At 67.1% G+C, this 24,383-nt stretch carries 24 protein-coding genes; 13 read left to right on the top strand and 11 right to left on the bottom strand.

The window, feature by feature from the left end; translation table 11 throughout:
* Positions 1-7: 7 nt before the first annotated feature.
* On the bottom strand, positions 8-1,378 hold the full coding sequence (locus ACZYRS_RS05255) for an N-6 DNA methylase (protein ID WP_463418381.1): 1,371 nt from the start codon (positions 1,376-1,378) through the stop codon (positions 8-10).
* Positions 1,379-1,841: 463 nt separating this feature from the next.
* Positions 1,842-2,804, bottom strand: a complete 963-nt coding sequence (locus ACZYRS_RS05250) for an alpha/beta fold hydrolase (protein ID WP_463418380.1) — start codon at positions 2,802-2,804, stop codon at positions 1,842-1,844.
* A gap of 255 nt (positions 2,805-3,059) precedes the next feature.
* On the opposite strand from ACZYRS_RS05250, the gene ACZYRS_RS05245 reads away from it, so the two are divergent.
* Positions 3,060-3,875 (top strand): AP2 domain-containing protein, encoded by an 816-nt coding sequence (locus ACZYRS_RS05245; RefSeq protein ID WP_463418379.1) that lies wholly within the window; start codon positions 3,060-3,062, stop codon positions 3,873-3,875.
* Entirely contained in the window at positions 3,872-4,252 is a 381-nt protein-coding gene (locus ACZYRS_RS05240; protein ID WP_198786620.1) for a hypothetical protein, read from the top strand. The genes ACZYRS_RS05245 and ACZYRS_RS05240 overlap by 4 nt, the downstream gene beginning before the upstream one ends.
* A 24-nt stretch (positions 4,253-4,276) precedes the next feature.
* Here the strand turns inward: ACZYRS_RS05240 and ACZYRS_RS05235 are convergent, their stop codons facing one another.
* The 4 genes from ACZYRS_RS05235 to ACZYRS_RS05220 form a co-directional block, all read right to left on the bottom strand.
* On the bottom strand, positions 4,277-5,425 hold the full coding sequence (locus tag ACZYRS_RS05235; protein WP_463418378.1) for an acyl-CoA dehydrogenase family protein: 1,149 nt from the start codon (positions 5,423-5,425) through the stop codon (positions 4,277-4,279).
* A 164-nt stretch (positions 5,426-5,589) separates the two neighbouring features.
* Positions 5,590-6,702 (bottom strand): CaiB/BaiF CoA transferase family protein, encoded by a 1,113-nt coding sequence (locus ACZYRS_RS05230; protein ID WP_463418377.1) that lies wholly within the window; start codon positions 6,700-6,702, stop codon positions 5,590-5,592.
* 100 nt (positions 6,703-6,802) lie between these two features.
* On the bottom strand, positions 6,803-7,942 hold the full coding sequence (locus tag ACZYRS_RS05225) for an acyl-CoA dehydrogenase family protein (protein ID WP_463418376.1): 1,140 nt from the start codon (positions 7,940-7,942) through the stop codon (positions 6,803-6,805).
* Positions 7,943-7,952: 10 nt separating this feature from the next.
* Positions 7,953-9,143, bottom strand: a complete 1,191-nt coding sequence (locus tag ACZYRS_RS05220; RefSeq protein ID WP_463418375.1) for an acyl-CoA dehydrogenase family protein — start codon at positions 9,141-9,143, stop codon at positions 7,953-7,955.
* A 208-nt stretch (positions 9,144-9,351) separates the two neighbouring features.
* On the opposite strand from ACZYRS_RS05220, the gene ACZYRS_RS05215 reads away from it, so the two are divergent.
* The gene (locus ACZYRS_RS05215; RefSeq protein WP_198786625.1) at positions 9,352-9,603 is read left to right on the top strand and encodes a hypothetical protein; all 252 of its coding nucleotides are present in this window, start codon (positions 9,352-9,354) and stop codon (positions 9,601-9,603) included.
* Positions 9,604-9,622: 19 nt separating this feature from the next.
* On the opposite strand, the gene ACZYRS_RS05210 is transcribed toward ACZYRS_RS05215, so the two are convergent.
* Entirely contained in the window at positions 9,623-10,492 is an 870-nt protein-coding gene (locus ACZYRS_RS05210; protein ID WP_463418374.1) for a UDP-2,3-diacylglucosamine diphosphatase, read from the bottom strand.
* A gap of 271 nt (positions 10,493-10,763) precedes the next feature.
* Here ACZYRS_RS05210 and ACZYRS_RS05205 point away from each other — a divergent pair, with 271 nt between their 5' ends.
* A complete protein-coding gene (locus ACZYRS_RS05205; protein WP_463418373.1) occupies positions 10,764-12,509 on the top strand; it encodes a lysoplasmalogenase family protein in 1,746 nt (581 codons plus the stop codon).
* Positions 12,510-12,631: 122 nt separating this feature from the next.
* On the opposite strand, the gene dmeF is transcribed toward ACZYRS_RS05205, so the two are convergent.
* Together dmeF and ruvB are read right to left on the bottom strand one after the other, a co-directional pair.
* Complete coding sequence (gene dmeF, locus ACZYRS_RS05200; protein ID WP_463418372.1) at positions 12,632-13,618, bottom strand: CDF family Co(II)/Ni(II) efflux transporter DmeF; 987 nt, start codon at positions 13,616-13,618, stop codon at positions 12,632-12,634.
* Positions 13,619-13,624: 6 nt separating this feature from the next.
* Complete coding sequence (gene ruvB, locus ACZYRS_RS05195; RefSeq protein ID WP_198786629.1) at positions 13,625-14,689, bottom strand: Holliday junction branch migration DNA helicase RuvB; 1,065 nt, start codon at positions 14,687-14,689, stop codon at positions 13,625-13,627.
* Positions 14,690-14,771: 82 nt separating this feature from the next.
* Between ruvB and ACZYRS_RS05190 the strand changes: the two genes are divergently transcribed.
* From ACZYRS_RS05190 to ACZYRS_RS05160, 7 genes are all read left to right on the top strand, one after another.
* Positions 14,772-15,398 carry a CDP-alcohol phosphatidyltransferase family protein gene (locus ACZYRS_RS05190; RefSeq protein ID WP_463418371.1) on the top strand — a complete coding sequence of 209 codons (627 nt, stop codon included), beginning with the start codon at positions 14,772-14,774 and terminating at the stop codon, positions 15,396-15,398.
* Between the two features lie 35 nt (positions 15,399-15,433).
* Positions 15,434-17,200 (top strand): bifunctional alpha/beta hydrolase/class I SAM-dependent methyltransferase, encoded by a 1,767-nt coding sequence (locus ACZYRS_RS05185; protein ID WP_463418370.1) that lies wholly within the window; start codon positions 15,434-15,436, stop codon positions 17,198-17,200.
* 61 nt (positions 17,201-17,261) lie between these two features.
* Positions 17,262-18,608, top strand: coding sequence for a phosphatase PAP2/dual specificity phosphatase family protein (locus tag ACZYRS_RS05180; protein ID WP_463418369.1), 1,347 nt, complete (start codon positions 17,262-17,264; stop codon positions 18,606-18,608).
* A complete protein-coding gene (locus ACZYRS_RS05175) occupies positions 18,601-19,041 on the top strand; it encodes a hypothetical protein (protein ID WP_198786633.1) in 441 nt (146 codons plus the stop codon). The genes ACZYRS_RS05180 and ACZYRS_RS05175 overlap by 8 nt, the downstream gene beginning before the upstream one ends.
* Positions 19,042-19,097: 56 nt before the next feature.
* Positions 19,098-19,763: a lysophospholipid acyltransferase family protein gene (locus tag ACZYRS_RS05170; protein WP_463422454.1), complete on the top strand. Its 666-nt coding sequence runs from the start codon at positions 19,098-19,100 to the stop codon at positions 19,761-19,763.
* The gene (locus tag ACZYRS_RS05165; RefSeq protein ID WP_093442378.1) at positions 19,760-20,716 is read left to right on the top strand and encodes a phosphatidate cytidylyltransferase; all 957 of its coding nucleotides are present in this window, start codon (positions 19,760-19,762) and stop codon (positions 20,714-20,716) included. The genes ACZYRS_RS05170 and ACZYRS_RS05165 overlap by 4 nt, the downstream gene beginning before the upstream one ends.
* Positions 20,713-21,348 (top strand): YdeI/OmpD-associated family protein, encoded by a 636-nt coding sequence (locus ACZYRS_RS05160; protein WP_463418368.1) that lies wholly within the window; start codon positions 20,713-20,715, stop codon positions 21,346-21,348. The genes ACZYRS_RS05165 and ACZYRS_RS05160 overlap by 4 nt, the downstream gene beginning before the upstream one ends.
* 6 nt (positions 21,349-21,354) lie before the next feature.
* Here ACZYRS_RS05160 and ACZYRS_RS05155 read toward each other — a convergent pair whose 3' ends face one another.
* Both ACZYRS_RS05155 and ruvA read right to left on the bottom strand, forming a co-directional pair.
* On the bottom strand, positions 21,355-22,242 hold the full coding sequence (locus ACZYRS_RS05155; protein WP_463418367.1) for a hypothetical protein: 888 nt from the start codon (positions 22,240-22,242) through the stop codon (positions 21,355-21,357).
* Positions 22,239-22,811, bottom strand: coding sequence for a Holliday junction branch migration protein RuvA (gene ruvA / locus ACZYRS_RS05150; protein WP_198786636.1), 573 nt, complete (start codon positions 22,809-22,811; stop codon positions 22,239-22,241). The genes ACZYRS_RS05155 and ruvA overlap by 4 nt, the downstream gene beginning before the upstream one ends.
* 169 nt (positions 22,812-22,980) lie before the next feature.
* Between ruvA and ACZYRS_RS05145 the strand changes: the two genes are divergently transcribed.
* Together ACZYRS_RS05145 and ybeY are read left to right on the top strand one after the other, a co-directional pair.
* Positions 22,981-23,922, top strand: a complete 942-nt coding sequence (locus tag ACZYRS_RS05145) for a PhoH family protein (RefSeq protein ID WP_463418366.1) — start codon at positions 22,981-22,983, stop codon at positions 23,920-23,922.
* A 1-nt stretch (position 23,923) separates the two neighbouring features.
* Positions 23,924-24,382 (top strand): rRNA maturation RNase YbeY, encoded by a 459-nt coding sequence (gene ybeY / locus ACZYRS_RS05140; RefSeq protein WP_463418365.1) that lies wholly within the window; start codon positions 23,924-23,926, stop codon positions 24,380-24,382.
* Position 24,383 lies beyond the last annotated feature (1 nt).

The following is a 24,383-nucleotide window of genomic DNA, read 5'->3' as shown; positions in this document are numbered from 1 at the left end:
TAATTCCTTATTGCGGTATTTGCTTACAAATACCGGTTGTAAGATGACGGCATCTAATTTGGTTATCAAGCCACTCCCTTGTGCTCTGTCGACGCAAAATATCAGCCAATTGTTTGCATGACTCAATTTTCCCATCAAGTGGCTGAAAGACTATTAGATGGTTCTCGATGGCGACTTTTTGATTGCCGAGGTAAAAGCTCATTACCACTCGATTTTTATCGCGTGGACTCGAAGTCCTTCGCAAAACTAAAAAAGGGCCTTGATGCAAACTTCCTTCGAAACGGCGATTTTCCAAGCTAGAAATTTCTTGGCCGAAAGGTGCAGACGCTACATTGAGGTATGGATGCCAGCTCCCCTTGTTTCCCTTGTGCCTGTGCGGGACCACCGCGCCAACCGAGACGCGAAAATCTTCTTCGACCGTTTTAGTTATTTTCTTTGAATCCGCAAAAAACCCCCAATTTATTTTTGGATCAGCAGATTTTTTCTCTTTTTTCTTTAAATGCAGAATAAATACGTCAACATCTGCATCTTCATCAAATTGCCCTATTGGCTGAACTTCTATAACTTCCGCCAACTCCGCCACTTGTGCGCGCCATTTAATATATCTCGATCCACTTCGTAAAACATCCGGAAGGACAGCGACGATTTCTTGACCTACTTTTGCAGCCTCTAAAACTTCCCACACAAAAACGCCAGCAAGCTGAAGCAGCCCTTTACCCCATTTATATTTTTTCTCGAATTTTTTTGACCCAAACGGAGGATTCATCACCACACAATCAACATTTTTTAATGCTGAAGTGCAACTCAGAAAATCACCCGCGACAATATTTTTGAGGTATTTTGGCGCTCGATTTTTTCCTGCCTCGCTTTTTATTTTGGGCTTTATTTTTGAAGCAGCATATAACGCAATCCGACGACGAGCTACCCTCGCCAACTCGGGATGCAGTTCCACACCAGATATTAGTTCCCCCCAGTTTTCCAGGGTTTCAGATAGAGTATTTGCTAGTGGCGTATATGCTAGACAAGCCAGTATCAGATCGCCTGCGCCACAAGAAGGATCAGCAAATGACGCGCCTTCGCTTAGTTTATTTTTAACTTTTGACGCGGCTAATTTGGCCAATTCATGACCAGTAAAAAAGATACCGAATCGTTGACGATCAGTTCGGCTAACTACCGCCTTTAACTCTTCGAAGGCTCCTCCGTTCAGCATCCTATCAATTTTGATTTCATCCGCACTTTTGCCATTCACGAGTTGAGTGAAAATGCGCTTGACCTCATTGTCAAATGAGTTGTACGAATTGATGCCGTTCAAAAAAATTGAAGTGAGATCACCGGAAATTGGAATTGATCTAGTAGGAACGAAATTCACTGCTTGCACCGGATAGATTTTTTAAAGCGATAGTCGTTTAACCGCATGACTATACCTGCCGACCCATGATGGTCAAAGCGCTGTGTTTACCTTGACGCGCCGCATCCCTACTACTTGGGTTCTGCAACCAAAATCTGCTTCTACGCCGCTGATAACGTCGAAAATACTCTCCTCGCGCGAAGGCACCCATAGAAATCACCGCTGCGTGATTCGCGCACCTGAACATCTTGACGCGGCAGCGAAACTCGACGCTATCGCGGTGCAAAGCTAGGCGCATTGTGAAGCTGGTCAGCGTTGGAGGAACGCCCGTCGGCGAGGGCTTCCGAGTCAACAAACAACAGACGCGCCAGAATCTTGCTAAATCGTGTCCACTCGAAAATCGCACCTTAAGAATTGGGCCGAAAGCGACGAAGAATGCTGCTGACACTTAGCAGCTCACAGTCTTCCCAGCCATTGTTAGGTGGCATTGCGGTCAATCACCTAGAAATCCCCTCACCGCCTTCACCGTCGCCCCCGGGTTCTCCTCCATGATCCAGTGCCCCGAATCCGGAATCGACCCTTCCGTCACATCGCTCGCGGCGAACCGCATCACCGTCGCCATCATCGGGCCGAAGGATTTCTCCCCTCCCACGGCCAGCACCGGCATCGCGAGCTTGCCTTGCGCCATGAAGGCCTTGTTGTCGATCACGTCCTGGTCGAAGGCCGCGAACTGCGCAAAGCCCGAGTGCATCGCGCCGGGTCGCGCGTACAGCTTGGCGTAGTGCCGGCGGGCGCCTTCCGAAAAGCGCGCGGGGGTGGCCGAGAACTCGTTCCAGAAGCGATCGAGATAGATGCGCTCACGGCCGGCCACCAGCCGTTCCATGTCCGGACCGCCGAAGCGGAAGTGCCACAGCAGCGGCGTCTTCAGGATCTCTTCCCACGGTCCGACGCCCGGCAGCGGCGCGTCGATGAGCACGAAGCGGGTCACGCGGTCGCGGTATTGCGCGGCGAACGCGTAGCCGACCATGTTGCCGATGTCGTGCGTCACGAGGTCGGTGCGGTCGATCTTCAGGGTGTCGAGCAGGAGCGCGATGTCCTGGCCCTGGGTTTTCTTGTCGTAGCCGCCGGCCGGGTGGTCCGACAGGCCCATGCCGCGCAGGTCGGGCACGACGACGGTGTGGTCGCGCGCGAGGTCGGCGGCCATGGGCGCCCACATGTCGCCCGTTTCGCCGTAGCCGTGCAGCAGCGTGACGGCCGGCCCCTTGCCGCCGACGCGCACGTGGAGCGTCGCGCCGTTGACGGTGATGTTCTGGGTCTTGAAGCCCGCGGGAAACGCCGGGAATGCCCGGGACGCCGTGGACGCAGGAGCTGGCGAACCCTGCGCATGGGCTGTCATGGCAACGAAGCCTGCCGCGAGCAGGGCCAGGAGGGCGAGGTGGGGTCTGAATTTGATCATTACCAATAGTCGTCTTTTGCGCCTCGAATAGATAGAAAAGAAATACAACACGGGCGCCGCCGCGCCCCGGACAGGCTTCGGGCCGCGCCCATTGCGGCGCGTGACGCACTACTACGGAAATCGGTGATACCGCCCACCGTGCGCAATCCCTAGCATCCCTGTCAGAACAGCCCGACCCGCCAGGGAGCCCCCAGCAGAAATGCTGAAAAAGTAGCAGTGCGCCAAATGCCCAGAGGTATTCCCAACCCAGCCGCCATGTATGGCATCGCCCCCCGCCCCTGGGGGTTCGAAGTCTCGCTCGTGCGCAACGGAACCCGCTATTACCGGCAGTTCGGCAAGGCGAGCTACGGTGGGCTGGAGCAGGCCCTGGTCCAGGCGCAGGACTGGCGCGACGCCGTGGTGCGCAGCGTGCCGCCGGTGGCGCGGCGCGCGCGGGCCGAAAAGCTGCGCGCCAACAACACCACGGGCGTCTCGGGCGTCTTCTGCCAGATCGCATCCGGCGGCCGGGTGCGGGCGTGGGTCGCCAAGACCTACATCGGGCAGGACGAGATCCTGCGCACCGACTTTCCGGTCGACAGCGTCGGCAACGCGGCGCTGGCGATGGCCATCGAGGAGCGCGAGAAGCAACTCGCCCGCATGTCGGGCCTCGCGCGGCTGCATCCGGCCGAAGAGGCGATCCGCCAGGGCATGACGGTGCAGGCGCCGGGGCCGCGCGTGTCCAAGCGCTCCAAGTCGGAGATCACCCGCAGCACCAATTCCAGCGGCGTGAGCGGCGTGCAGTTCAAGATGCCCAACGCGGGCCACCCCGGCTACTGGCTCGCGACCACGTTCACCGCGGGCAAGGGCAGCGTGTGCAAGGCCTTCTCGGTGAAGGAGCACGGCTACGACACGGCCAAGAGCCTGGCGATCGCCGAGCGCGGACGCCAGCTGGCCCAGAAGCTGAAGGATGCGGAGCAGCAGCATCAACACCAGCAGCTGCAGCAGCAGGAAGTGCAGCCGCAGCAGCCCAAGCAGGCATCGCCCGATTTCTCCTTCCAGTACAAGGCCAGCGGCCATCCGGCCCGGCCATGACCAACCACAAACCACTGCATCAGCTGCTGCGGGTGGCTTCTCATCTGCTGGACCAGGCCGCAACGGAAGTGCGCGACACCCAGCTCGAACCGATCCCCGAGAACATCGAGCGCATCGGCCGCGCGCTCATCGAGGTGATGGAAGTGCAGCGCCGGATCTTCGCGATCCGGCCCGAGCTGCGCCCCAAGACGCTCGCCGCGTCCGACCGCGAGGCCGACGCCAACAAGCTCTTCACCCAGTTCATGCTCGAGGCGCTGGAGCTGGAAGACACGGGCAACACAGTGGCCGCCGTGGAGCGCTACACGCGGTTCATCGGCATCTCGCCCTCGTACCACCACCGCGAAATCGCGCGGGCGGAAATCCGCCGTCTGACCTGAGCGCGCGGACGCCGGCGCGGCGCATTACAGCGCCCGCGAAATCACCTCTTTCATGATCTCGTTGGTGCCGCCGTAGATGCGCTGCACCCGCGCATCGGCGTACATGCGCGCGACCATGTATTCGCTCATGTAGCCGTAGCCGCCGAACAGCTGCAGGCACTCGTCCATCACGCGGCCCTGCGCCTCGGTGCCCCAGAGCTTGGCCATGGAGGCGGTGGCGGTGTCCAGCCGGCCGGCCACCAGGTCTTCGACGCAGCGGTCGATGAAGGCGCGGCCCACCTTGATCTGGGTGGCGATCTCGGCGAGCTTGAACTTGGTGTTCTGGAACTCGGCGATCGGCTTGCCGAAGGCCTTGCGGTCGCGCACGTAGTCCAGCGTGGCCTGGTAGGCGCCTTCCATGGCCGCGAGCGCGGTCACGCCGATGATGGTGCGCTCGTACGGCAGGTCGCTCATCAACTGGAAAAAGCCCTGCCCTTCCTGGCCGCCGAGCAGCGCATCGGCGGGCACGCGCACGTCGTCGAAGAAGAGCTCGGAGGTGTCCTGCGCCTTCATGCCGATCTTGTCGAGCACGCGCCCCACGCGAAAGCCCTCGCAGCCCGCGGTCTCCACGATGAGGATCGAGGTGCCCTTGGCGCCCTGCGCCGGATCGGTCTTGCACACCACCAGCACCAGGCCGGCGAGGTAGCCGTTGGTGATGAAGGTCTTGGAGCCGTTGATGAGGTAGCCGCCGTCCTTCTTCTCGGCGCGGGTGCGCACGCCCTGCAGGTCGGAGCCCGCGCCGGGCTCGGTCATGGCGATGGCGCCGACCATCTCGCCGCTCGCCAAGAGGGGCAGGTAGTGGCGCTTCTGTTCCTCGGTGCCGTGGTTGAAGATGTAGTGCGCGACGATGGCGTGCACCGAGGTGGCCATGCCCGTGAGCCCGCGGCGCGACATCTCCTCGTACACCACGGCCTCGTGGCGGAAGTCGCCGCCCGCGCCGCCGTAGTCGTCGGGAATGTCGGCGCACAAGAGGCCGAGCGCGCCGGCCTTGCGCCAGACCTCGTGGCCGACGTGGCCGCGCTTGCGCGCTTCTTCGTCGTGCGGGAGCACTTCGGTTTCGACGAAGCGCACCACGTTGTCGCGGTAGAGCGCCAGGTCTTCGTCGCTCCAGGAGCGGCTGAAATCGATGGGCATGGGCGTTGTCCTTTGTAGTTTTGAAAATGTTGGCGGTCAGCAGACGCGGCGCGGTCGGCGAGCTCGCCGAAGCTGAGGCGCTTGTTGCCGCAGACCACGGCGGTTTCGCGGGCCTTCTAGCGGCGGCCCTTGGGGCGGGGTGAGGAACATGGAACGTCTCCTTTTCAGCCGGCCACGGCGGGAACGACGGGCACGGTCGCCGCGCCCCAGCGGCGCAGCATCGCTTCGCCGTCGTCGTGCGCGGTGGCGGGCGGCATCACCGGTGCGGTGCGGCTGAAGCGCGGCGCGGGCGCAGGCTGCACCACGCCGCCGACGTTCGCGAAGGTGCCGCGCGCCACGTTGTGCGGATGCGCGGGCGCCTCGTCCCAGTCGAGCACGGGCGCGAAGCAGGCGTCGCTGCCTTCGAGCAGCACGCACCATTCGTCGCGCGTGCGGGTGCGGAACAGGTCGGCCATGCGCAGCTTGAGCAGCGGCCATCGGTCGGCGTCCATCTGCGCGTCGAAGGCGGTGTCGTCGGCGATGCCGCAGCGCTCGCGCAGCAGTGCGTAGAACTGCGGCTCGATGGCGCCCACGGCCACGTACTTGCCGTCGGCGCAGGCATAGGTGTCGTAGAAGTGCGCGCCGCCGTCCAGCATGTTCTCGCCGCGCTGGTTGCTCCACATGCCGGCCGACTTGAAGCCGTACATCATCGAAGACAGCAGCGCCGCGCCGTCGGTCATCGCCGCATCGACCACCTGCCCCTGGCCCGAGCCCTTGGCCTCGTGCAGCGCGGCGAGGATGCCGAAGGCCAGCAGCATCGCGCCGCCGCCGAAGTCGCCCACGTAATTGAGCGGCGGCACCGGCGGCTCGCCCGCGCGGCCGATGGCATGCAGAGCGCCGCTGATGGCGATGTAGTTGATGTCGTGGCCGGCCGCATGCGCGAGCGGGCCGTGCTGGCCCCAGCCGGTCATGCGGCCATAGACCAGGCGCGGGTTGCGCGCGTGGCATTCGGCGGGGCCGAGGCCCAGGCGCTCCATCACGCCGGGGCGAAAGCCCTCGATGAGCACGTCGGCCTTCGCGATGGCCGCGAGCACGGCCTCCGCGGCGCCTTCCGCGCGCAGGTCGAGCTGCAGCGTGCTGCGGCCGCGCGCGAGGATGTCGTGGGGTGCGGTGCGCGAGCCGGGGCGCTCGATGCGGACCACCTCCGCGCCCATGTCGGCGAAGAGCATCGCACAGAACGGCCCGGGGCCGATGCCCGCCATCTCGATCACCCTGAGTCCCTGCAATGGGCCTGCCATGGTCTGTCTCCTGTGTGTGGAGGCGATCTTGGCGCGGGGGCGGCGGGGGTGCATCGTCCAAAGCGACGAATGCGGCCCTATCTCTCGTCTCTCTCTGTATCTACGTCTGTGGCGCGACGGCGCGCAGCTTCGCCACGCGGCGCAAGTGCCATGCGGGCGGGCCGAACTGGCCTTCGATCAACGTGGCGCGGCGCATGTAGTGGCCGATCGCCAGCTCCTCGGTCATGCCCATGCCGCCGTGCAGTTGCACCGCGCCCTGCCCCACGGCCTTGCACGCCTTGGCCGCGGCGACCTTGGCGGACGAGACCGCGCGGGCGCGCTCGTCGTCGCTCGCGCTGTCGACGATTTCGCCGACGCTCGCGGTGAGCGCGGCCGCCTGCTCCAGCGCCATGTGCATGTCGGCCAGGCGGTGCTGCAGCACCTGGAAGCTCGCGATGGGCACGCCGAATTGCTTGCGCTGGCGCACGTAATCGAGCGTGTCGCGCAGCAGGCGGCGCATGACGCCGACCGATTCGGCGCAGACGGCGAGCGTGGCCTCGTCGAGCGCGCGTTCGATCTGCGGCAGCGCGCCGCCCTCCGCGCCGAGCAATGCATCGGCGGACAGGCGCACGTCGTCGAAGGCGATGTCCGCGGCGCGGCTGCCGTCGCGCGTCGGGTAGGCGCGCAGGCGCAGGCCGGGCGTGTCTCTGGGCACCACAAGCAGCGACAGGCCTTTCTCGCTGCGCGCCGTGACGATGAAGCGGCTGGCCCACGGCGCGGCCTGCACCACGGCCTTGCGCCCGTCGAGCCGGAAGCCGTCGCCCTCGCGCACGAGTTGCGCCTGCACGTCGTCGCGCGCATGGCGGCCCTGCGGCTCGCCGTGCGCAAAGGCCAGCACGGCCTGCCCCGCGACGACGCGCGCGAGCAGCGCATCGGCCTCTGCACCGGGGTGGCGCTGCAGCAGGCCGGCGCCGATCACCATCGTCGACAGATAGGGCTCGGCCGCGAGCGCGCCGCCCAGCGTTTCCGTCAGCGCGAGGTGCGCGGCCATGCCCAGGCCCAGGCCGCCTTGCGATTCGGGCAGTGCCGCGCCCAGCAGGTCGAGCTCGCGCGAGAGGCCCTGCCAGAACGGCGGCGGCGCGTTGTCGGCTTTCGCGAGCGCATGCAGGCGCTGCGCGAAGCCGTGGTTGTCGTCCAAGTAGCGCGCGAGGCTGTCGCGCAGCATCGCGAGGGTGTCGTCTTGTTCGGTGCGTGTGCTCATGACGGAAACCTCAGCGGGCCAGCAGGTGCGCCGCGACGATGTTGCGCTGCACCTCGTTGGAGCCGGCGTAGATCGACGCGGCGCGGTCGTTGAGGTAGGCCGACATCGAGAACACGGCCTCCTCAGGGATCTGCAGTTCGCCCTGCAGCCCGTCGTCCAGCGGCAGGTCGACGCCAGCGTAGGGGCCGGCGATGTCGACGCCCAGTTCGGTCAGCCGCTGGCGCAGCTCGGAGCCGAGCACCTTGCCCATCGAGGGGCGGATGCCAGGCGGCTCGCCGCGGGCGTGCGCGCGCAGCGATTGCAGCTCGGTGGCCTCGAGCGCGTCGATGGCGCACTCGGCGTCGGCCAGGCGCAGCGCCATGTCGTCGGCCTCTTGCGCATCGGCGATCGCGTCGGCAGCCACGTACAAGCGGCGCAGGCGCGCGCGCAGCATCGGCGTCCAGGCGCCGCCGCGCTCGTGCTGCAGCAGGTACTTGGCGATGGTCCAGCCCTGGTTCTCCTCGCCGATGAGCCCTTCGGCGGGCACGCGCACGTCGTCGAAGAACACCTGGTTCAGCTCGTGGTCGCCCGAGATGCTGATGATCGGCCGGATCGTGATGCCCGGCGTGGGAAGGTCGAAGCACAGGAAGCTGATGCCCTGCTGCGGCTTGCCGCCCGAGGCGGTGCGCACCAGGCAGAACATGCGGTTGGCGTACTGCGCGTGGGTGGTCCAGATCTTGGTGCCGTTGATGACGTAGTGGTCGCCATTGCTGTGATCACGAACGGCCTTGCACTGCAGCGAAGCGAGGTCCGAGCCCGCCTGCGGCTCGGAGTAGCCCTGGCACCAGTAGTCCTCGCCCGACCGGATGCCCGGCAGCCACGCGCGCTTCTGCGCCTCGGTGCCGAAGGCGATGATGACCGGCGCGACCATGCCCGGCCCCATGGGCGCGCGCTGCGGCGCATCGGCCGCGGCCAGCTCGGCCGCGAAGAGGTAGTGCTGCATCGGCGTCCAGCCCGTGCCGCCGTGCTCGACGGGCCAGTGCGGCACGCTCCAGCCGCGTTTCGCCAGGATGCGGTGCCAGCCGTTGCCTTCGGCGTAGTCGCTGAAGATGCCCGAGCAGCGCCGGCCGGCGGCGCGCAACGCGGGCGTCAGCTCACGCGAGAGGAAGTCGCGAACCTCGTTCCGGAATACTGTTTCAGCCGCGCTGAGTGTCCAGGCCATGGTGGGGTCCCGTTGGAATGCAGCGGCGAGTGTGCACCCGCGGGGCGGGGTGGCGGCATCGTCGGATCGGACGAAGACTCACCACTTTCCGTAGTTTGTGCGCACACCCGGGATAGTCCTCTGCGACGCAGTGGAGCCGCCGCGCACAATCGGCGTCCGGGAGTTGTTCTGTGCGCCAGAGAATGCGCTGCGCTCAATGGAGAGCACCATGCACGCGACCACCACACCCGGTTTCTCGCACGCCAGCGTCGAGCGGCTGTGCGACTACGAACTGCCCGATCCGCCGGCCCGCGCCTCCGCGGCGATGCCCCTGCTGTCCGACGTTCACGACCCCGAGAAGCTCGCGCTGACCTGGTGGCTGTGGATGGACGAAATGGGCAAGAGCATGTGGCGCCACTGCGATGCCTGGCGGGAGCACTACCTCAGCCACACCGCCAAGGGGCCGGCGCGGCGCGACTGATCCTCCCCTGGTTTCGCGCTCAGGCTTCGACGGCCTCACGTGCCGGCGTCGCCTTCGACGGCACCGGCATGTGCTCGGCCCAGTCGATGATTTCCAGCGTGCCGTCGGCATGCTCGGCCAGCGCCGTGAGGCTCTCCACCCAGTCGCCGTCGTTGCAGTAGAGGATGCCGTCGATGTCGCGCATCTCGGCATGGTGGATGTGGCCGCACACCACGCCCTGCGCGCCGCGCTTGCGGGCCTCGCGCGCCACGGCGTTCTCGAAGTCGCCCACGTAGCTCACCGCGCGCTTGACCTTGCCCTTGAGGTACTTGGAAAGCGACCAGTACGGCAGCCCCATGCGCGCGCGCAGCGAGTTGAGGTGGCGGTTCAGCTTCAACGTGAATTCGTAGAGCGAATCGCCCACGTAGGCGAGCCACTTGGCGCACTGGATCACACCGTCGAACAGGTCGCCGTGGATGATCCAGAGCTTGCGGCCGTCGGCCGTCTCGTGGATCCATTCGTCGGCCACGTCGATGCCGCCGAAGTTGTGGTTGAGGTACTTGCGGGCGAACTCGTCGTGGTTGCCCGGAATGAAGATCACGCGCGTGCCCTTGCGCGCCTTGCGCAGGAGCTTCTGGATCACGTCGTTGTGCGCCTGCGGCCAGTACCAGTGGCGCTTGAGCTGCCAGCCATCGATGATGTCGCCGACCAGGAAGAGCGTCTCGCACTCGGTGTGCTTCAGGAAGTCGAGCAGCGCGCGCGCCTGGCAGCCGGGCGTGCCCAGGTGCAGGTCGGAGATCCAGAGCGTGCGGAACTGCAGCGGCGGACGCTGGCGATCGTCGTCCTCCAGGTCGGGAGCCTGGACAGCGGTGTCGCGCCATGCGCGAAGGAAAGCGTCGTCGCGTTGCATGGACGGGTAGGCTCCCACCCGCGCATGACGCCGCGATGGCACACCCGTGACATCCCGGTGACGCGTGGCCCAGGGCCTGTTGATGCTATTTCCGGCGTCGCGAAGGTATGCCAGGGCGGGCCAATCAAGGCGCGCGACGCCGCGTGTGCATATGCACACGCAAGGAGCGCAACGCAGAATGGGCTGCCCTGGCATACCTTCCCGCAGGGTTGGCTGTCCAACGCGACGCCGGAAATAGCATCAACAGGCCCGGCAACGCCACAATCGCGCGATGCGACCTGGCCAGATCATCGTTCTTGCGACACCCGTGTTCCTCCTGCTGATCGCGATCGAGTTCGCGGTGGGCCGCGTGCGGGCGCGCCGCGGCACGGGGCACGACACCTACGGGCTGGCCGATGCGGTCAACAGCATCGGCCTCGGAATGCTGAGCCAGATCAGCGCGGTGCTCACGGGGCTCCTGCGCATCGGCATCTACACCGCGGTGTATTCGGCGGTGGTGCTCTTTCCGAAAGAGGCGGCCAGCGACTTCTGGACCACCTGGTACGGCTGGCTGCTCGCGCTCGTGTTCTACGACTTCTGCTACTACTGGCTGCACCGCATGGGCCACGAATCGGCGGTGCTGTGGGCGGCGCACGTGGTGCACCACCAGAGCCAGCACTACAACCTGTCGACCGCGCTGCGGCAGACATCGAGCGGCGCGCTGCTCGGGTGGATCTTCTATCTGCCGATGGCGGTGGCCGGCGTGCCGCCGCTGGTGTTCGTGGTGGTGGCACTCATCGACCTGCTCTACCAGTTCTGGGTGCACACCGAGCAGGTGGGCAAGCTCGGCTGGTTCGACCGCTGGTTCTGCTCGCCCTCGAACCACCGGGTGCACCACGCGGTGAACGACACGTACCTGGACCGCAACTACGGCGGCGTCCTCATCGTGTGGGACCGCATGTTCGGCACCTTCCGCGAAGAGGACGAACGCTGCGTCTACGGCACGCGCGGCGAACTGAAAAGCTGGGACCCGTTGTGGGCGAACGCCGAGGTGTACTGGGCGCTCGCCAGGGACTCGTGGCATGCGCGCAGCTGGGCCGACAAGCTGCGCGTGTGGCTCAAGCCGCCCGGCTGGCGGCCGGCCGACGTGGCGGCGCGCTTTCCGAAGCCGGTCTTCGACATCGCGAAAGTCACGCGCTACGAACCTGTCGTGAGCCGCGGGGTGCAGTGGTTCGCGGGCGTGCAGTTCCTCTTGATGCTGGGCGGCGTGGCCTTGTTTCTCTGGTTCTCCGACGACATGCCGATGCAGCGCGCGGCCGTCTGGCTGGCCGCGCTGACGGCGAGCGTGTGGGCCATCGGCGCGGTGCTGCAGGGGCGGCTGTCGGTCACCGAGGTGCTGCTGGTCGAGGCCGCCGCACTGGCCACCGCGAGCGCGGCGCTGCACATCGACGGGCTGCACCACGTCTTCAAGCCGCTCGCGCTGTCGATCGCGATCGTCTTCGCGGCGCGGCGTGCGGTGCGCGCGGGCGGCGTCGGGCGCTTCGACGCGCTGCTGCTGGCCGGGCTGGCCGCGTCTCTCGCGGGCGACGTGCTGCTGATGGGCCCGGCGACGCTGTTCGTGCCGGGGCTCGTGTGCTTCTTGCTCGCGCACCTGGCGTACATCGCGCTCTTCGGCATCGGCGTGGGCCTGTTCCCGCGGCGCGGGGCGCTGGCGGCGACGCTCCTGGTCGGCGCGGGGATGTACGCGTTTCTCTGGCAGGGCGGGCTGCCGCCTGCGCTGCGGATTCCGGTCGGGGTCTACGTGGTGGTGATCGCCTGCATGGCGGCGCAGGCGATCGGGCGTGCGGCGGTGCTGCGCGAAGCAGATCCGTCAGCGGTGTGGGTGGCGGTGGGCGCGTGCTTCTTCATGCTGAGCGATGCGCTGCTGGCGACCAACCGCTTTGTGGCGCCGCTGCCGTTGGCGCAGCTGTGGGTGCTGGCGACTTACTACGCGGCGCAGGTGTTGATCGTGCGGCACGTCCGCCGGCCGGCTGCCTGAATTTCTTTCTCCCTCCCCCGCTGGGGGAGGGCAGGGGTGGGGGCAAGCGGCGTACCCATCGGGCGCTCTGCCCGCCCCCATCCCAACCTTCCCCCAGAGGGGGAAGGAGCAAGGCCTGAAACCTAATCCGCGCAGCGCTGGATTTCCACCGTCGAGTGGCGGATTTCCTCGTGCATCGAGAAGCAGGCGCGCACCTCGTCGGCGGTGAGCGTCGGCGAATGGGTCACGACCGTGAGCGCGCAGGCGTAGGCGTCGCGGCCGACGCGCCAGACATGCAGGTCGGCCACGCGGGTTTCCGAATCGGCCAGCGTGGTCTCGACGCCTTCGCGGATCTCTTCGGTGACAGGGTGGTCCATCTCGCGGTCGAGCAGCACCTTGCCGGTTTCCTTCAAGAGGCCCCGGGCCCAGCTGGCGACCAGCACCGCGCCGACGATGCCCATGGCCGGGTCGAGCCAGGCCCAGCCGTAGAACCAGCCGCCCAGCAGCGCCGCGATGGCGAGCACCGAAGTCGCGGCGTCGGCCACCACGTGCAGGTAGGCGGAGCGCAGGTTCAGGTCGTGGCCGTGTTCGTGGTGATCGTCGCGGTGATCGTCGTGGTGATCGCCCTGGGCATGGCCATGGTGGTGATGCCCATGGTCATGCCCGTGACCGTGGTGCGTGCCGCCCAGCAGCCGCGCGCAGACCAGGTTGATCACGAGCCCCAGCACCGCCACCGAAATCGCCTCGGGGTAATGGATCGCCGAAGGCGACCACAGCCGCTCCAGCGAGCCCACCACCATCAGCGCCGCCACGCCGAGCAGCAGCAGCGCGCTCGCGAAGCCGCCGAGCACTTCGATCTTCCAGGTGCCGAACGCGAAGCGCGGATCGCGCGCATAGCGGCGCGCGGCCGCATAGGCGAAGGCGCTCAGGCCGATGGCCAGCGCGTGCGAGCTCATGTGCCAGCCGTCGGCCAGCAGCGCCATCGAGTTGAACCACCAGCCCGCGCCGATCTCCACCACCATCATCGCGGCGGTGATCCACATCACCAGGCGCGTGCTGCGCTCGGCGGACGCGTTGCCCGCGCCGAACTGGTGGTCGTGCTGCCAGGCGCTCAGGTCATGGGTGTGCATGGGTCTTCAGGCTCCGAAAAGGTCCTGTCCGTCGGAACGGCTCGAGGGCGGCGTCACGCCCAGGTGGCGGTAGGCGGCCAGCGTGGCGATGCGCCCGCGCGGCGTGCGCTGCAGGTAGCCCTGCTGGATGAGGTAGGGCTCGATCACGTCCTCGATGGTGTCGCGCTCCTCCCCGATGCTGGCCGCGACGTTGTCCAGGCCCACCGGGCCGCCGTCGAAGCGGTGGATCACGGCTTCGAGCAGCTTCCTGTCCATGAGGTCGAAGCCCTGCGGATCGACGTCGAGCATGGCGAGCGCCTTGTGGGCGATGTCCTCGGTGATGCGGCCGTTGCCCTTGACCTCGGCGTAGTCGCGCACGCGGCGCAGCAGGCGGTTGGCGATACGGGGCGTGCCGCGGGAGCGCCGGGCGATCTCGAAGCCGCCGGTGGCGTCGGTTTCCACCTTGAGCAGGCGGGCGCTGCGGGTCACGATCAGCGCGAGCTCCTCGGGCGTGTAGAACTCCAGCCGCGCGACGATGCCGAAGCGGTCGCGCAGCGGGTTGGTCAGCATGCCGGCGCGGGTGGTGGCGCCCACCAGGGTGAAGGGCTGCAGGTCGAGCTTGATGCTGCGCGCCGCGGGGCCCTCGCCGATCATGATGTCGATCTGGTAGTCCTCCAGCGCGGGGTAGAGGATTTCCTCGACGACCGGGCTCAGCCGGTGGATCTCGTCGATGAAGAGCACGTCGTTGGGCTCGAGGTTGGTCAGCAGCGCCGCCAGGTCCTTGGGCTTTTCGAGCACGGGCCCCGACGTCTGGCGCAGGTTGACGCCCAGCTCGGCCGCGATGATGTGCGACAGCGTGGTCTTGCCCAGGCCCGGCGGGCCGAACAGCAGCACGTGATCCAGCGCCTCCTTGCGCTTGCGCGCGGCGCCGATGAAGATCTCTAGCTGCTCGCGCACCTTGGCCTGGCCGACGTATTCATCGAGCAGCTTGGGGCGCAGGGCCCGTTCGATCGCCTCCTCATTCGGCGAGGCGGGGGCGGCGGACACCACGCGTTGAGGGGCGGGCGCGAAATCGTCGGTCTGGATCGTCATTGGGTGGGCTTTGAAGGGAGTTTAGTGCCTGCCTTCGCTGGCAGAATGCTTCGGCCATATAACGAACGAGGGAAGGCAGCACGTGTCGATCTACGAATTGAAGCCGCGTTTCCAGGCCCTGCTGCGGCCGCTGGTGGTCCGCCTGCATGCGATGGGCGTCACGGCCAACCAGGTCACGCTGGCGGCGTGCGTCGTCTCGGTCGTGCTCGGGCTCGGGCTTTTCTTCTTCGTGCGCTCGGCAGCGGCCTTTGCGCTCATCCCGGCCTGGATGTTCCTGCGCATGGCCTTCAACGCCATCGACGGCATGCTCGCGCGCGAGCACAACCAGCAAAGCAAGCTGGGCGCTTTCCTCAACGAACTGACCGACGTGGTCTCCGATGCCGCGCTCTACCTGCCCTTCGCGCTGGTGGCGCCCTTCAGCCCGTTCTGGATCGGCACGGTGATCGTGCTGGCCGGGCTGAGCGAATTCGCCGGCGCGCTCGGCCCCACGGTGGGCGCCTCGCGCCGCTACGACGGGCCGCTCGGCAAGAGCGACCGGGCCTTCGTGTTCGGCGCGCTCGGCCTCTACGTGGCGCTGGGCTGGCCCCTGCCGGCCTGGATGGCATGGCTCATGCCGCTGCTGGCGGCGCTGGTGGCCTGGACCATCGTCAACCGCATCCGCCGCGCGTTGGCCGAAGCCGATGCGACGGCCCACGCCGGCAGCCACTGAACACAGACAAACAAAGAAACATCGACAGGGATTCAATGACCGACACCACGCCACGCACCGCGCAAGAGCTGCACTTCCAGACGCACGACGGCGAATCGCTTTTCTACCGCCACTGGCCGGCCACGGGCGCCGTGCGCCGCGGCGCCATCGTGCTGTTCCACCGCGGCCACGAGCACGGCGCGCGCATGGCGCACCTGGTCGACGAACTGGACCTCCCGGACTTCGACTTCTTCGCCTGGGATGCGCGCGGCCACGGCCGCTCGCCGGGCCAGCGCGGCTACAGCCCGAGCTTCGGCACCTCGGTGCGCGACGTGCAGACCTTCGTGCACCACATCGGCACGGCGCACGGCGTGGCCGAGCAGGACATCCACGTCGTCGCGCAGAGCGTGGGCGCGGTGCTGATCGCCACCTGGGCGCACGACTACGCGCCCAAGGTGCGCGGCCTCACGCTGGCCTCGCCCGCCTTCAAGGTGAAGCTCTACGTGCCCTTCGCGCGCGCCGGGCTGGGGCTGATGCACAAGCTGCGGGGCCTGTTTTTCGTCAACAGCTACGTGAAGGCGAAGTTCCTCACGCACGACCCCGAGCGCATCGCGAGCTACGAGAGCGATCCGCTGATCTCGCGGCCCATCGCGGTCAACATCCTGCTGGGCCTGTACGAAGCGGCCGACCGGGTGGTGGCCGATGCCAATGCGATCACGCTGCCGGTCCAGCTGCTGATCTCCGGCGCCGACTGGGTGGTGCACCACAAGCCGCAGCACCAGTTCTTCGAGCGGCTGGGCAGCGCCGTAAAAACGAAGACGGAACTGCCCGGCTTCTTCCACGACACGCTGGGCGAGAAAGACCGGGCGCCCGCCGTGGCGCAGATCCGCGAATTCATCCTGCAGCGCTTCGACGCGCCGGCCGTGCCGGTGGACCGCACCGCGGCGCACCTGGCCGGCGACACGGCCGACGAGTCGCGCGCGCTGGCCGAGCCGCTCTCGCCGCTGTCGGCGCGCGGCGCCTACTGGGCCCTGACGCGCGGGGGACTGCGCATCGGCGGCAAGCTCTCCAGCGGCATCGCGCTCGGCCACGAAACCGGCTTCGACTCGGGCAGCACGCTCGACTACGTCTACCGCAATCACCCCGAAGGCAAGGGGCCGCCGGGCCGCAGCATCGACAACACGTACCTCAACTCGATCGGCTGGCGCGGCATCCGGCAGCGCAAGATCCACGTCGAGGAGTTGCTGCGCATCGCGATGGAGCGCCTGGCCGAGATGCACCGCGAGGTGCGGGTGATGGACATCGCCGCCGGCCACGGCCGCTACGTGCTCGACGCGGTGCTCGCGAGCCCGGTGAAGGCCAGCTCGATCCTGCTGCGCGACTACAGCGACATCAACGTGCGCGACGGCCGCGCGCTCATCGCCGAGAAGGGTCTGGAAGACACCGCGCAGTTCGTGCAGGCCGATGCCTTCGACCGCATCAGCCTGGCGACCGTGACGCCGCGGCCCACGCTCGCGGTGGTGTCGGGCCTGTACGAACTCTTCCCCGACAACGAGATGGTGCAGCGCTCGCTCGCGGGCGTGGGCGACGCGGTGGAGGACCGCGGCTACCTCGTCTACACGGGCCAGCCGTGGCATCCGCAGCTGGAGATGATCGCGCGCGCGCTCACCAGCCACCGGCAGGGCGAGGCCTGGGTCATGCGCCGCCGCACGCAGGTCGAGATGGACCAGCTGGTGGAAGAAGCGGGCTTCCGCAAGATCGACCAGCGGGTCGACGAGTGGGGGATCTTCACGGTGTCGCTGGCGGTGCGCACCGGGCGATGAGCGCCGCGCCGGGCCGCCCCAAGCAAGCGCGCGCCGCAGTGCGCAGCACGGAGGCTTTCCGATGACTGCCTGGCTTGGACAGCGTCCGTGGAAGCGCGCCGCCGCATGGCTCGTGTTTCTCGGGCCGCTGTTCTACGCGACCTACGGCTTCGCCAACTGGTGGGCCACCACGCGCGCGAACGTGCCGTCGATGGCCTTCGACTGGGAGCGGCAGATCCCGTTCTGGCCGTGGACGATCTTTCCGTACTGGACGATCAACGTCTTCTACGCGCTGTCGCTTTTTCTCGCGCGCAGCAAGCACACGCTGGAACGGCATGCGCTGCGGCTGGTCACCGCGACGCTCGTCGCCTGCACCTGCTTCATCCTCTGGCCGCTGCACTTCAGCTTCGGCCAGCCGCCGGTCGATGGCGCGCCGGCGTTTCTCTTCAACGCGCTGCGCGGCTTCGATCAGCCGTTCAACCAGGCGCCCTCGCTGCACATCGCGCTGGCCGTGATCCTGTGGGACTGGTACCGGCAGTTCATCCGCCCGCTGTGGGCGCGGCTGGTACTGCATGTGTGGGCGTTCGCGATCTGCGCCTCGGTGCTCACGACGTGGCAGCACCACTTCATCGACATCCCGACCGGCGCGCTGCTCGGGCTGGTGTGCGTGTGGCTCTGGCCGCTGGAGCGGGTGGTGTCGATGCGGCGCGCCTGGCAGGTCACGCGCGATGCACAGCGGTGGAAGCTCGCGGGCTTCTATACGGTCGGTGCGGCGCTGTTTCTTGCCGTTGCCTTGTACGGTGGCGGCGTGTGGCTGTGGCTCGCATGGCCTGCCGGGTCGCTCGCCTTCGTGGCGCTCAACTACATCGGCCTCGGCGCGCGCGGCTTCCAGATGGACGGACGCGGGCGCATGGGCTGGGCGGCGCGCTGGCTGTTCGCGCCCTACCGTCTGGGCGCCGCGGTCAACGCCTGGCTCTGGACGCGCAAGCTGCCCGCCTCGGTCGAGGTGGTGCCCGGCTTGCGGCTCGGCCGGCGGCCTACGCACGCCGAATGGCTCGCCGCCGGCAAGCCGCGCCTCGTGAGCCTGTGCGCCGAACTGCAGATGCCGGCCGGCGTGCCGCATGCGCGCTGCGTGCCTTTGCTCGACCTGACGGTGCCGCCGACGGTGCGGCTGCAACGCGCGGCCGCGGTCATCGAAGGCCAGCGCCGCAACGCGGAAGGCGCGCCGGTGTGGGTCTGCTGCGCGCTCGGTTTTTCGCGCAGCGCCGCGGCGGTGATCGCCTGGCTGGGCCGCTACGGTTCGGCCGGCGGAATGGCGCAGGCCGAAGACGCGGTGCGCCGTGCGCGGCCGCAGATCGTGCTGCGCCCCGCGTGGCTGAGTTCGCTCGCGCCGCTCCATCCCGCACGAGAGGTGCCACCCCATGACTGACAACGACCGCGCCACCTGCGCCGCGCTCGCCGGCCTGCTGCGCGCCTTCACGGTGCTGGCGATCTGGGGCTTTGCGCTGACGTGCATCGCGGCGTTGGTGCTCGCGCTCACGCTGCGCTCGCTCCCGACCACGCCCACCATGGGCTTTGGCGCGGTCGTGATCCTCGGCGTGCTCGAACGTTATTTCGCCTTCCGGCTGCGGCTGGACCAGACGCTCTTCGGCGACCTCGCGCGCGGCACCATCGCCTCGCTGGACGCGCTCGACCGCGCGCTCGAGCGGCTGGGCCTTCGCAACGCGCCGTCGTCCCCCACAACGCGGCCGCTCGACGACCGCGTGCAGGGCACCCGCCAGCTCATGCAGCGCCACGCCATCGTGGTCGCCTGCCAGAGCGCCATGTTCCTTCTTGCCTTGATGACACAGGATTTCTCTTGACCGACGAAAACGAGAACAACAAGAACGACAAGCCCAACGACAGGCCGGAAAGCACGGTGTTGCGCCGCGGGCTCGCCATCGTCGCGGGCAAGCTGATCATCGGCGCGGCGGGGCTCCTGACTGGCGTGCGCGCCATCTGGAGCGGCACCACGCCCAAGGCCGAGCAGACGCTCTACTTCGCCAACCACACGAGCCACGGCGACTTCGTGCTGCTGTGGGCGACGCTGCCGCCCGACCTGCGCGCCCTCACCCGGCCGGTGGCGGGGCAGGACTACTGGATGGCCTCGAAGGTGCGCCAGTTCATCGGCGCCGACGTGTTCAACGCGCTCATGATCCGCCGCGACGGCTCGGGCCAGGGCGACAACCCGGTCGAGCAGATGAAGGAGGCGCTGGAAGGCGGCGACTCGCTCATCATGTTTCCCGAAGGCACGCGCAACACCGGCGACGAGATCCTGCTGCCGCTCAAGAGCGGCCTCTTTCACCTGGCGCGCGCCTGCCCCAGCGTGCGGCTGGTGCCGGTGTGGATCGAGAACCTGAAGCGCGTGCTGCCCAAGGGCACGCTGGTGCCGATTCCGCTGGCCTGCACGGTGCGCTTCGGCACGCCGATCGTGCTGGCCGAAGGCGAGGACAAAAACGCATTCATCGCCCGCGCGCGCGCCGCCATGCTGGATCTCCGCCCCGAATACGACCGCAACGACAAGGCCGAGGGCGTCGCATCATGATCGAACTGTCTCCTTTCGCGTGGACCACGTTCAAGCTCTTCGGCGGCGTCTTCGGCGTGCTGCTGCTGGCTTCGGCCATCGGCGCGCTGCTCAAGTGGCGCGTGGCGCACGGCCAGCCGCATTCGGTGATCGACAACCTCAATTCGCGCGTGAACGCGTGGTGGGTGATGGTGGCGGTGATCGGCCTGGCCTTCGCCTTCGGCAAGGGCGGCGTGATCGTGCTGTTCTACCTGATCTCGTTCTATGCGCTGCGCGAGTTCATCAGCCTCGCGTACACGCGGCGCGGCGACCATGCGGCGATCGCGCTCGCGTTCTTCATCGCGCTGCCGGGGCAGTACTTCCTGATCTGGATCGAGTGGTATGGGCTCTACTCGATCTTCATTCCGGTCTACGCCTTCCTCATCCTGCCGATCCTCGCGGCGGTGGGCGGCGACACGCAGCGATTCCTGGAGCGCACCTCCAAGATCCAGTGGGGCCTGATGGTGTGCGTGTTCTGCATCAGCCATGTGCCTGCGCTGCTCACGCTGCAGATCCCGGGCTTCGAGGGCCGCAACCTGCTCCTGATCGCGTTCCTGGTGATCGTCGTGCAGGGCAGCGACGTGCTGCAGTACGTGTGGGGCAAGCTCTTCGGCAAACGCAAGGTGGCGCCCGAGCTCTCGCCGTCCAAGACCTGGGAGGGCCTCATCGGCGGCGTGGCCAGTGCCACCGCGCTGGGCGCGGCGCTCTACTGGGCCACGCCCTTCAATCCGTGGCAGGCGGCGCTGATGGCTTTCATGATCTGCTTTATGGGCTTCTTCGGCGGCCTCGTGATGTCGGCCATCAAGCGCGACCGCGGCGTGAAGGACTGGGGCTCGATGATCGAAGGCCATGGCGGCATGCTCGACCGGCTGGACTCGGTGATCTTCGCGGCGCCGATCTACTTCCACGCGCTGCGCTACTGGTGGGTGCCGTGAGCACCGCAGCAGTCAAGAAAACCCCGAAGACTGCTGCGAAGGCGGAGCGCATCGTCGACGACGCACCCGTCGAATTCGCCAACGCCGCGGCGCTCGTGCGCTGGTACAAGCGCCACCACGGCACGCACGCCGGCGTGTGGCTGCGCATCGCGAAGAAGGCCAGCGGCATCGCTTCCATCGACCACCCCGAGGCATTGGAAATCGCGCTGTGCTTCGGCTGGATCGACGGGCAGCGAAAGAGCGACCAGAGCGACGGCGAGCAGTATTTCCTGCAGCGCTTCACGCCGCGCACCGCGCGCAGTACCTGGTCGAAGATCAACCGTGACAAGGCGTTGAAGCTGATCGACGAAGAACGCATGCAGCCGGGCGGACTGGCCGAGGTGGAACGCGCGAAGGCCGACGGACGCTGGGATGCGGCCTACGACGGCGCGAGCGTGGCGACGGTGCCGCCCGACCTGCAGGCCGCGCTCGATGCGAACAAGAAGGCCGCGAAGTTCTTCGCCACGCTGGATGCGCGTAACCGCTATGCGGTGCTGTTTCGCACGCAGGGGGCGAAGAAGGCCGAGACGCGGGCCCGGCGCATCGCGAAGTTCGTGGAGATGCTCGCCAAGGGCGAGAAGATCCACCCCTGAGGCGTACTAGTCTTCGTCCATCACCCGTGAGCGACCGAACCAGAAACCCACGATCAGGCCCACCGTGCCAAAGCCGATGGCGCCCCAGAGGCTCAGGAAATTGAAGACGTTGTAGCGGCCCGGCTGCTGCGCCAGCGCGGTCACGAGCTCAGGCTCGAGCAGTCCGCCCAGGCCGCGTGCGGCGGCGAAATCGAAACCCGCATCGCCCAGGAAATTGAGCGTTACCAGCATCGGCAGCACCGTCAGGAACGGGAACCACGCACCGCGCACCTTGCGCCAGTTCATGAAGTAGGCGGCTGCCAGCAGCACGGCGCCCACCCCGATCAATCCGAGCACGACGGGCCGCCGGGCCAGCGGCAGCAGCCAGGGCCAGACCCACTGCAATGGACAGAGCGGCCACTCCGCCCGCGGCGCGATGCCGCCCGGCCGCGCGAAGGCCTGCCACCCCAGCGCGAGCGTGGCGCGGCCCACCAGCGCGGACGCACAGCCCACGGCCGCAACGCCCAGGCAGCCGATGCGCAGCAGAGACGAACGAGGCTCGGGGACGACATGCGGCGGCATGACGGTCCGCGTGTAGCTGCCCCGGCTCCAGCGCTTCGTCACCACGACGGCCTGCGGCTGCGGCGGCGTCAGTTCGCCGCGGACCACCCAGTCGGTCGCAAGGATCGCCAGCGCGAACGCCATCGCGGCGGTGAGCCATGCGCAGGCGCCCGGCATGTCGATGAAGCCGACCGGCGTCATCATCGGCAGGTTGCCGTAGACGATGCCCGCGCATCCGTAGGCCAGGAGAATCGGCACGCAACCGATCAGGGCTACGCGCAAGAGCAGCAAGTCGCTGTGGACCGATTCGTGGCGCAGCGCCTCGACGCGCGACCACGCCCCGCGCAGGTTCACTTGGCCAGGGCCTTCAGCGCCAGCTTGATGCCGTCGCTCACCGTCGCATCCTTGGGCAGCGCCTTGAGCGCGAGCGCCGCTTCCTTGTCGCTGTAGCCGAGCGCGATCAGCGCCTGCAGGATGTCGGCCTGCGCATCGGAGGCCGCGTGCGCGGGCAGGCCGATGTCGGCGCCCAGCTTGCCCTTGAGCTCCAGCAGCAGCCGCTCGGCGGTCTTCTTGCCGATGCCCGGGATCTTCACGAGCCGGCCGAGCTCCTGCGTGGTGATCGCCTGCGACAGCTCGCCCACGCTCATGCCCGAGAGCAGCCCGAGCGCGGTGCGCGGGCCCACGCCGGTGATCTTGATGAGCTGGCGGAAAGCCGCACGCTCCTCGGCGGTGCCGAAACCGTAGAGAATCTGCGCGTCCTCGCGCACCACGAAGTGCGTGAGCAGCGAAACGCGCTCTCCGGTGCCGGGCAGGTTGTAGAACGTGCTCATCGGCACATCGACCTCGTAACCGACGCCGTTGCAGTCCACCACCACCTGCGGTGGGTTGCGCTCGGCCAGGATGCCGGTGAGTTTGCCTATCATTGGCCCACCCCCGTTGCTTGCTCACTTCGTGTAGCCGCCTCCCCCCTCAAGGGGGCAACACCGGCGGCCCGGCAAAGCCGGTTCCGCGGTGTTCCCCGCTTTGGATTGCGTTTTTTCGAGCATGGCTGGTCTTGCATAGGGCTGCCAAATAGATGGAAATGGATACCGCGTGATTCTGCGACACACCTTTACCCCACCGAACAACTCGCGCCTCGGACACCTGTGCGGACCGCTCGATGCGCACCTGCGCCGCATCGAGGAAGCCCTGGGCGTGAAGATCGCGCACCGCCACGAGCAATTCAAGGTCGACGGCCCCAAGGCCTCGGCGCAGCGCGCGATGGACGTGCTGCAGGCGCTGTACGAAATCGCCCAGCGCCCGATCGATCCGGCCGTGGTGCAGCTCACGCTGGCCGGCGACGGCTCGATGAGCGACGAGGACGCGGCCATGCTCGTCACCCGCCGCGCCGACCTGCGCGCGCGCACGCCGACGCAGGCGCTGTACCTGGACAACATCGCCAAGCACGACATCACCTTCGGCATCGGCCCGGCCGGCACCGGCAAGACGTACCTGGCGGTGGCCTGCGCGGTCGATGCGCTGGAACGCGCTGCCGTGCAGCGCATCGTGCTCACGCGCCCGGCCGTGGAAGCGGGCGAGCGGCTCGGCTTCTTGCCGGGCGACCTGACGCAGAAGGTCGATCCGTACCTGCGGCCGCTGTACGACGCGCTCTACGACCTCATGGGCTACGAGAAGGTGCAGAAGGCCTTCGAGCGCAATGCGCTGGAGATCGCGCCGCTGGCCTTCATGCGCGGGCGCACGCTGAACAACGCGTTCGTGATCCTGGACGAGGCGCAGAACACGTCGGTCGAGCAGATGAAGATGTTCCTCACGCGCATCGGCTTCGGCGCGAAGGCGGTGGTGACGGGCGACGTGAGCCAGATCGACCTGCCCAAGCAGCAACTCAGTGGCCTGATCGACGCCGAGCGCGTGCTCCGGCGCGTGAGCGGCATCGCGATCACGCACTTCACGAGCGCCGACGTGGTGCGGCATCCGCTGGTGGCCAAGATCGTCGATGCCTACGACGGGCAACGCAAGCGCACGAGCGCGCATTGAGATGGCGCTGCCGGCACTTGCTCTTTCGCTGCAGTTCGGGCGCTTCAAGGGCGTGGAGCGGCACCGCGCCGCGCTGCCGCGCCACCGCGTCGCGCGCTGCATCCGCCATGCGCTGGACATCGACGGCGAGATCACGGTGCGCATCGTCGATGCCGACGAAGGACAGCGCCTGAACCGCGAATTCCGCGGCAAGGACTACGCGACCAACGTGCTGACCTTCGACTATGCGCAAAGCCCCGTTGCGATGGCGGACCTGGTGTTGTGCGCGCCGGTCGTCGCGCGAGAGGCGAAGGAGCAGCGGAAGACGCTGGCCGCGCACTACGCGCACCTGCTGGTGCACGGCACGCTGCACGCGCAGGGCTGGGACCACGAGACCAGCGAAGCCGACGCCGACGAGATGGAAGCGTACGAGATCCAGATCCTCGCGGAACTGGGCATCCGCGATCCGTACGGCAAGTAGC

The sequence above is a fragment of the Variovorax sp. AC194 genome (assembly GCF_979257995.1).
Note: the sequence above shows the minus strand (reverse complement) of the source record. Positions and strands in the feature narration are given on the sequence as shown.

Coding starts and splice junctions, on each gene's coding strand:
- ACZYRS_RS05250 (WP_463418380.1), bottom strand. CDS start 2,804: ATGATCAAATTCAGACCCCACCTCGCCCTCCTGGCCCTGCTCGCGGCA.
- ACZYRS_RS05245 (WP_463418379.1), top strand. CDS start 3,060: ATGTATGGCATCGCCCCCCGCCCCTGGGGGTTCGAAGTCTCGCTCGTG.
- ACZYRS_RS05240 (WP_198786620.1), top strand. CDS start 3,872: ATGACCAACCACAAACCACTGCATCAGCTGCTGCGGGTGGCTTCTCAT.
- ACZYRS_RS05235 (WP_463418378.1), bottom strand. CDS start 5,425: ATGCCCATCGATTTCAGCCGCTCCTGGAGCGACGAAGACCTGGCGCTC.
- ACZYRS_RS05230 (WP_463418377.1), bottom strand. CDS start 6,702: ATGGCAGGCCCATTGCAGGGACTCAGGGTGATCGAGATGGCGGGCATC.
- ACZYRS_RS05225 (WP_463418376.1), bottom strand. CDS start 7,942: ATGAGCACACGCACCGAACAAGACGACACCCTCGCGATGCTGCGCGAC.
- ACZYRS_RS05220 (WP_463418375.1), bottom strand. CDS start 9,143: ATGGCCTGGACACTCAGCGCGGCTGAAACAGTATTCCGGAACGAGGTT.
- ACZYRS_RS05215 (WP_198786625.1), top strand. CDS start 9,352: ATGCACGCGACCACCACACCCGGTTTCTCGCACGCCAGCGTCGAGCGG.
- ACZYRS_RS05210 (WP_463418374.1), bottom strand. CDS start 10,492: ATGCAACGCGACGACGCTTTCCTTCGCGCATGGCGCGACACCGCTGTC.
- ACZYRS_RS05205 (WP_463418373.1), top strand. CDS start 10,764: ATGCGACCTGGCCAGATCATCGTTCTTGCGACACCCGTGTTCCTCCTG.
- dmeF (WP_463418372.1), bottom strand. CDS start 13,618: ATGCACACCCATGACCTGAGCGCCTGGCAGCACGACCACCAGTTCGGC.
- ruvB (WP_198786629.1), bottom strand. CDS start 14,689: ATGACGATCCAGACCGACGATTTCGCGCCCGCCCCTCAACGCGTGGTG.
- ACZYRS_RS05185 (WP_463418370.1), top strand. CDS start 15,434: ATGACCGACACCACGCCACGCACCGCGCAAGAGCTGCACTTCCAGACG.
- ACZYRS_RS05180 (WP_463418369.1), top strand. CDS start 17,262: ATGACTGCCTGGCTTGGACAGCGTCCGTGGAAGCGCGCCGCCGCATGG.
- ACZYRS_RS05175 (WP_198786633.1), top strand. CDS start 18,601: ATGACTGACAACGACCGCGCCACCTGCGCCGCGCTCGCCGGCCTGCTG.
- ACZYRS_RS05165 (WP_093442378.1), top strand. CDS start 19,760: ATGATCGAACTGTCTCCTTTCGCGTGGACCACGTTCAAGCTCTTCGGC.
- ruvA (WP_198786636.1), bottom strand. CDS start 22,811: ATGATAGGCAAACTCACCGGCATCCTGGCCGAGCGCAACCCACCGCAG.
- ybeY (WP_463418365.1), top strand. CDS start 23,924: ATGGCGCTGCCGGCACTTGCTCTTTCGCTGCAGTTCGGGCGCTTCAAG.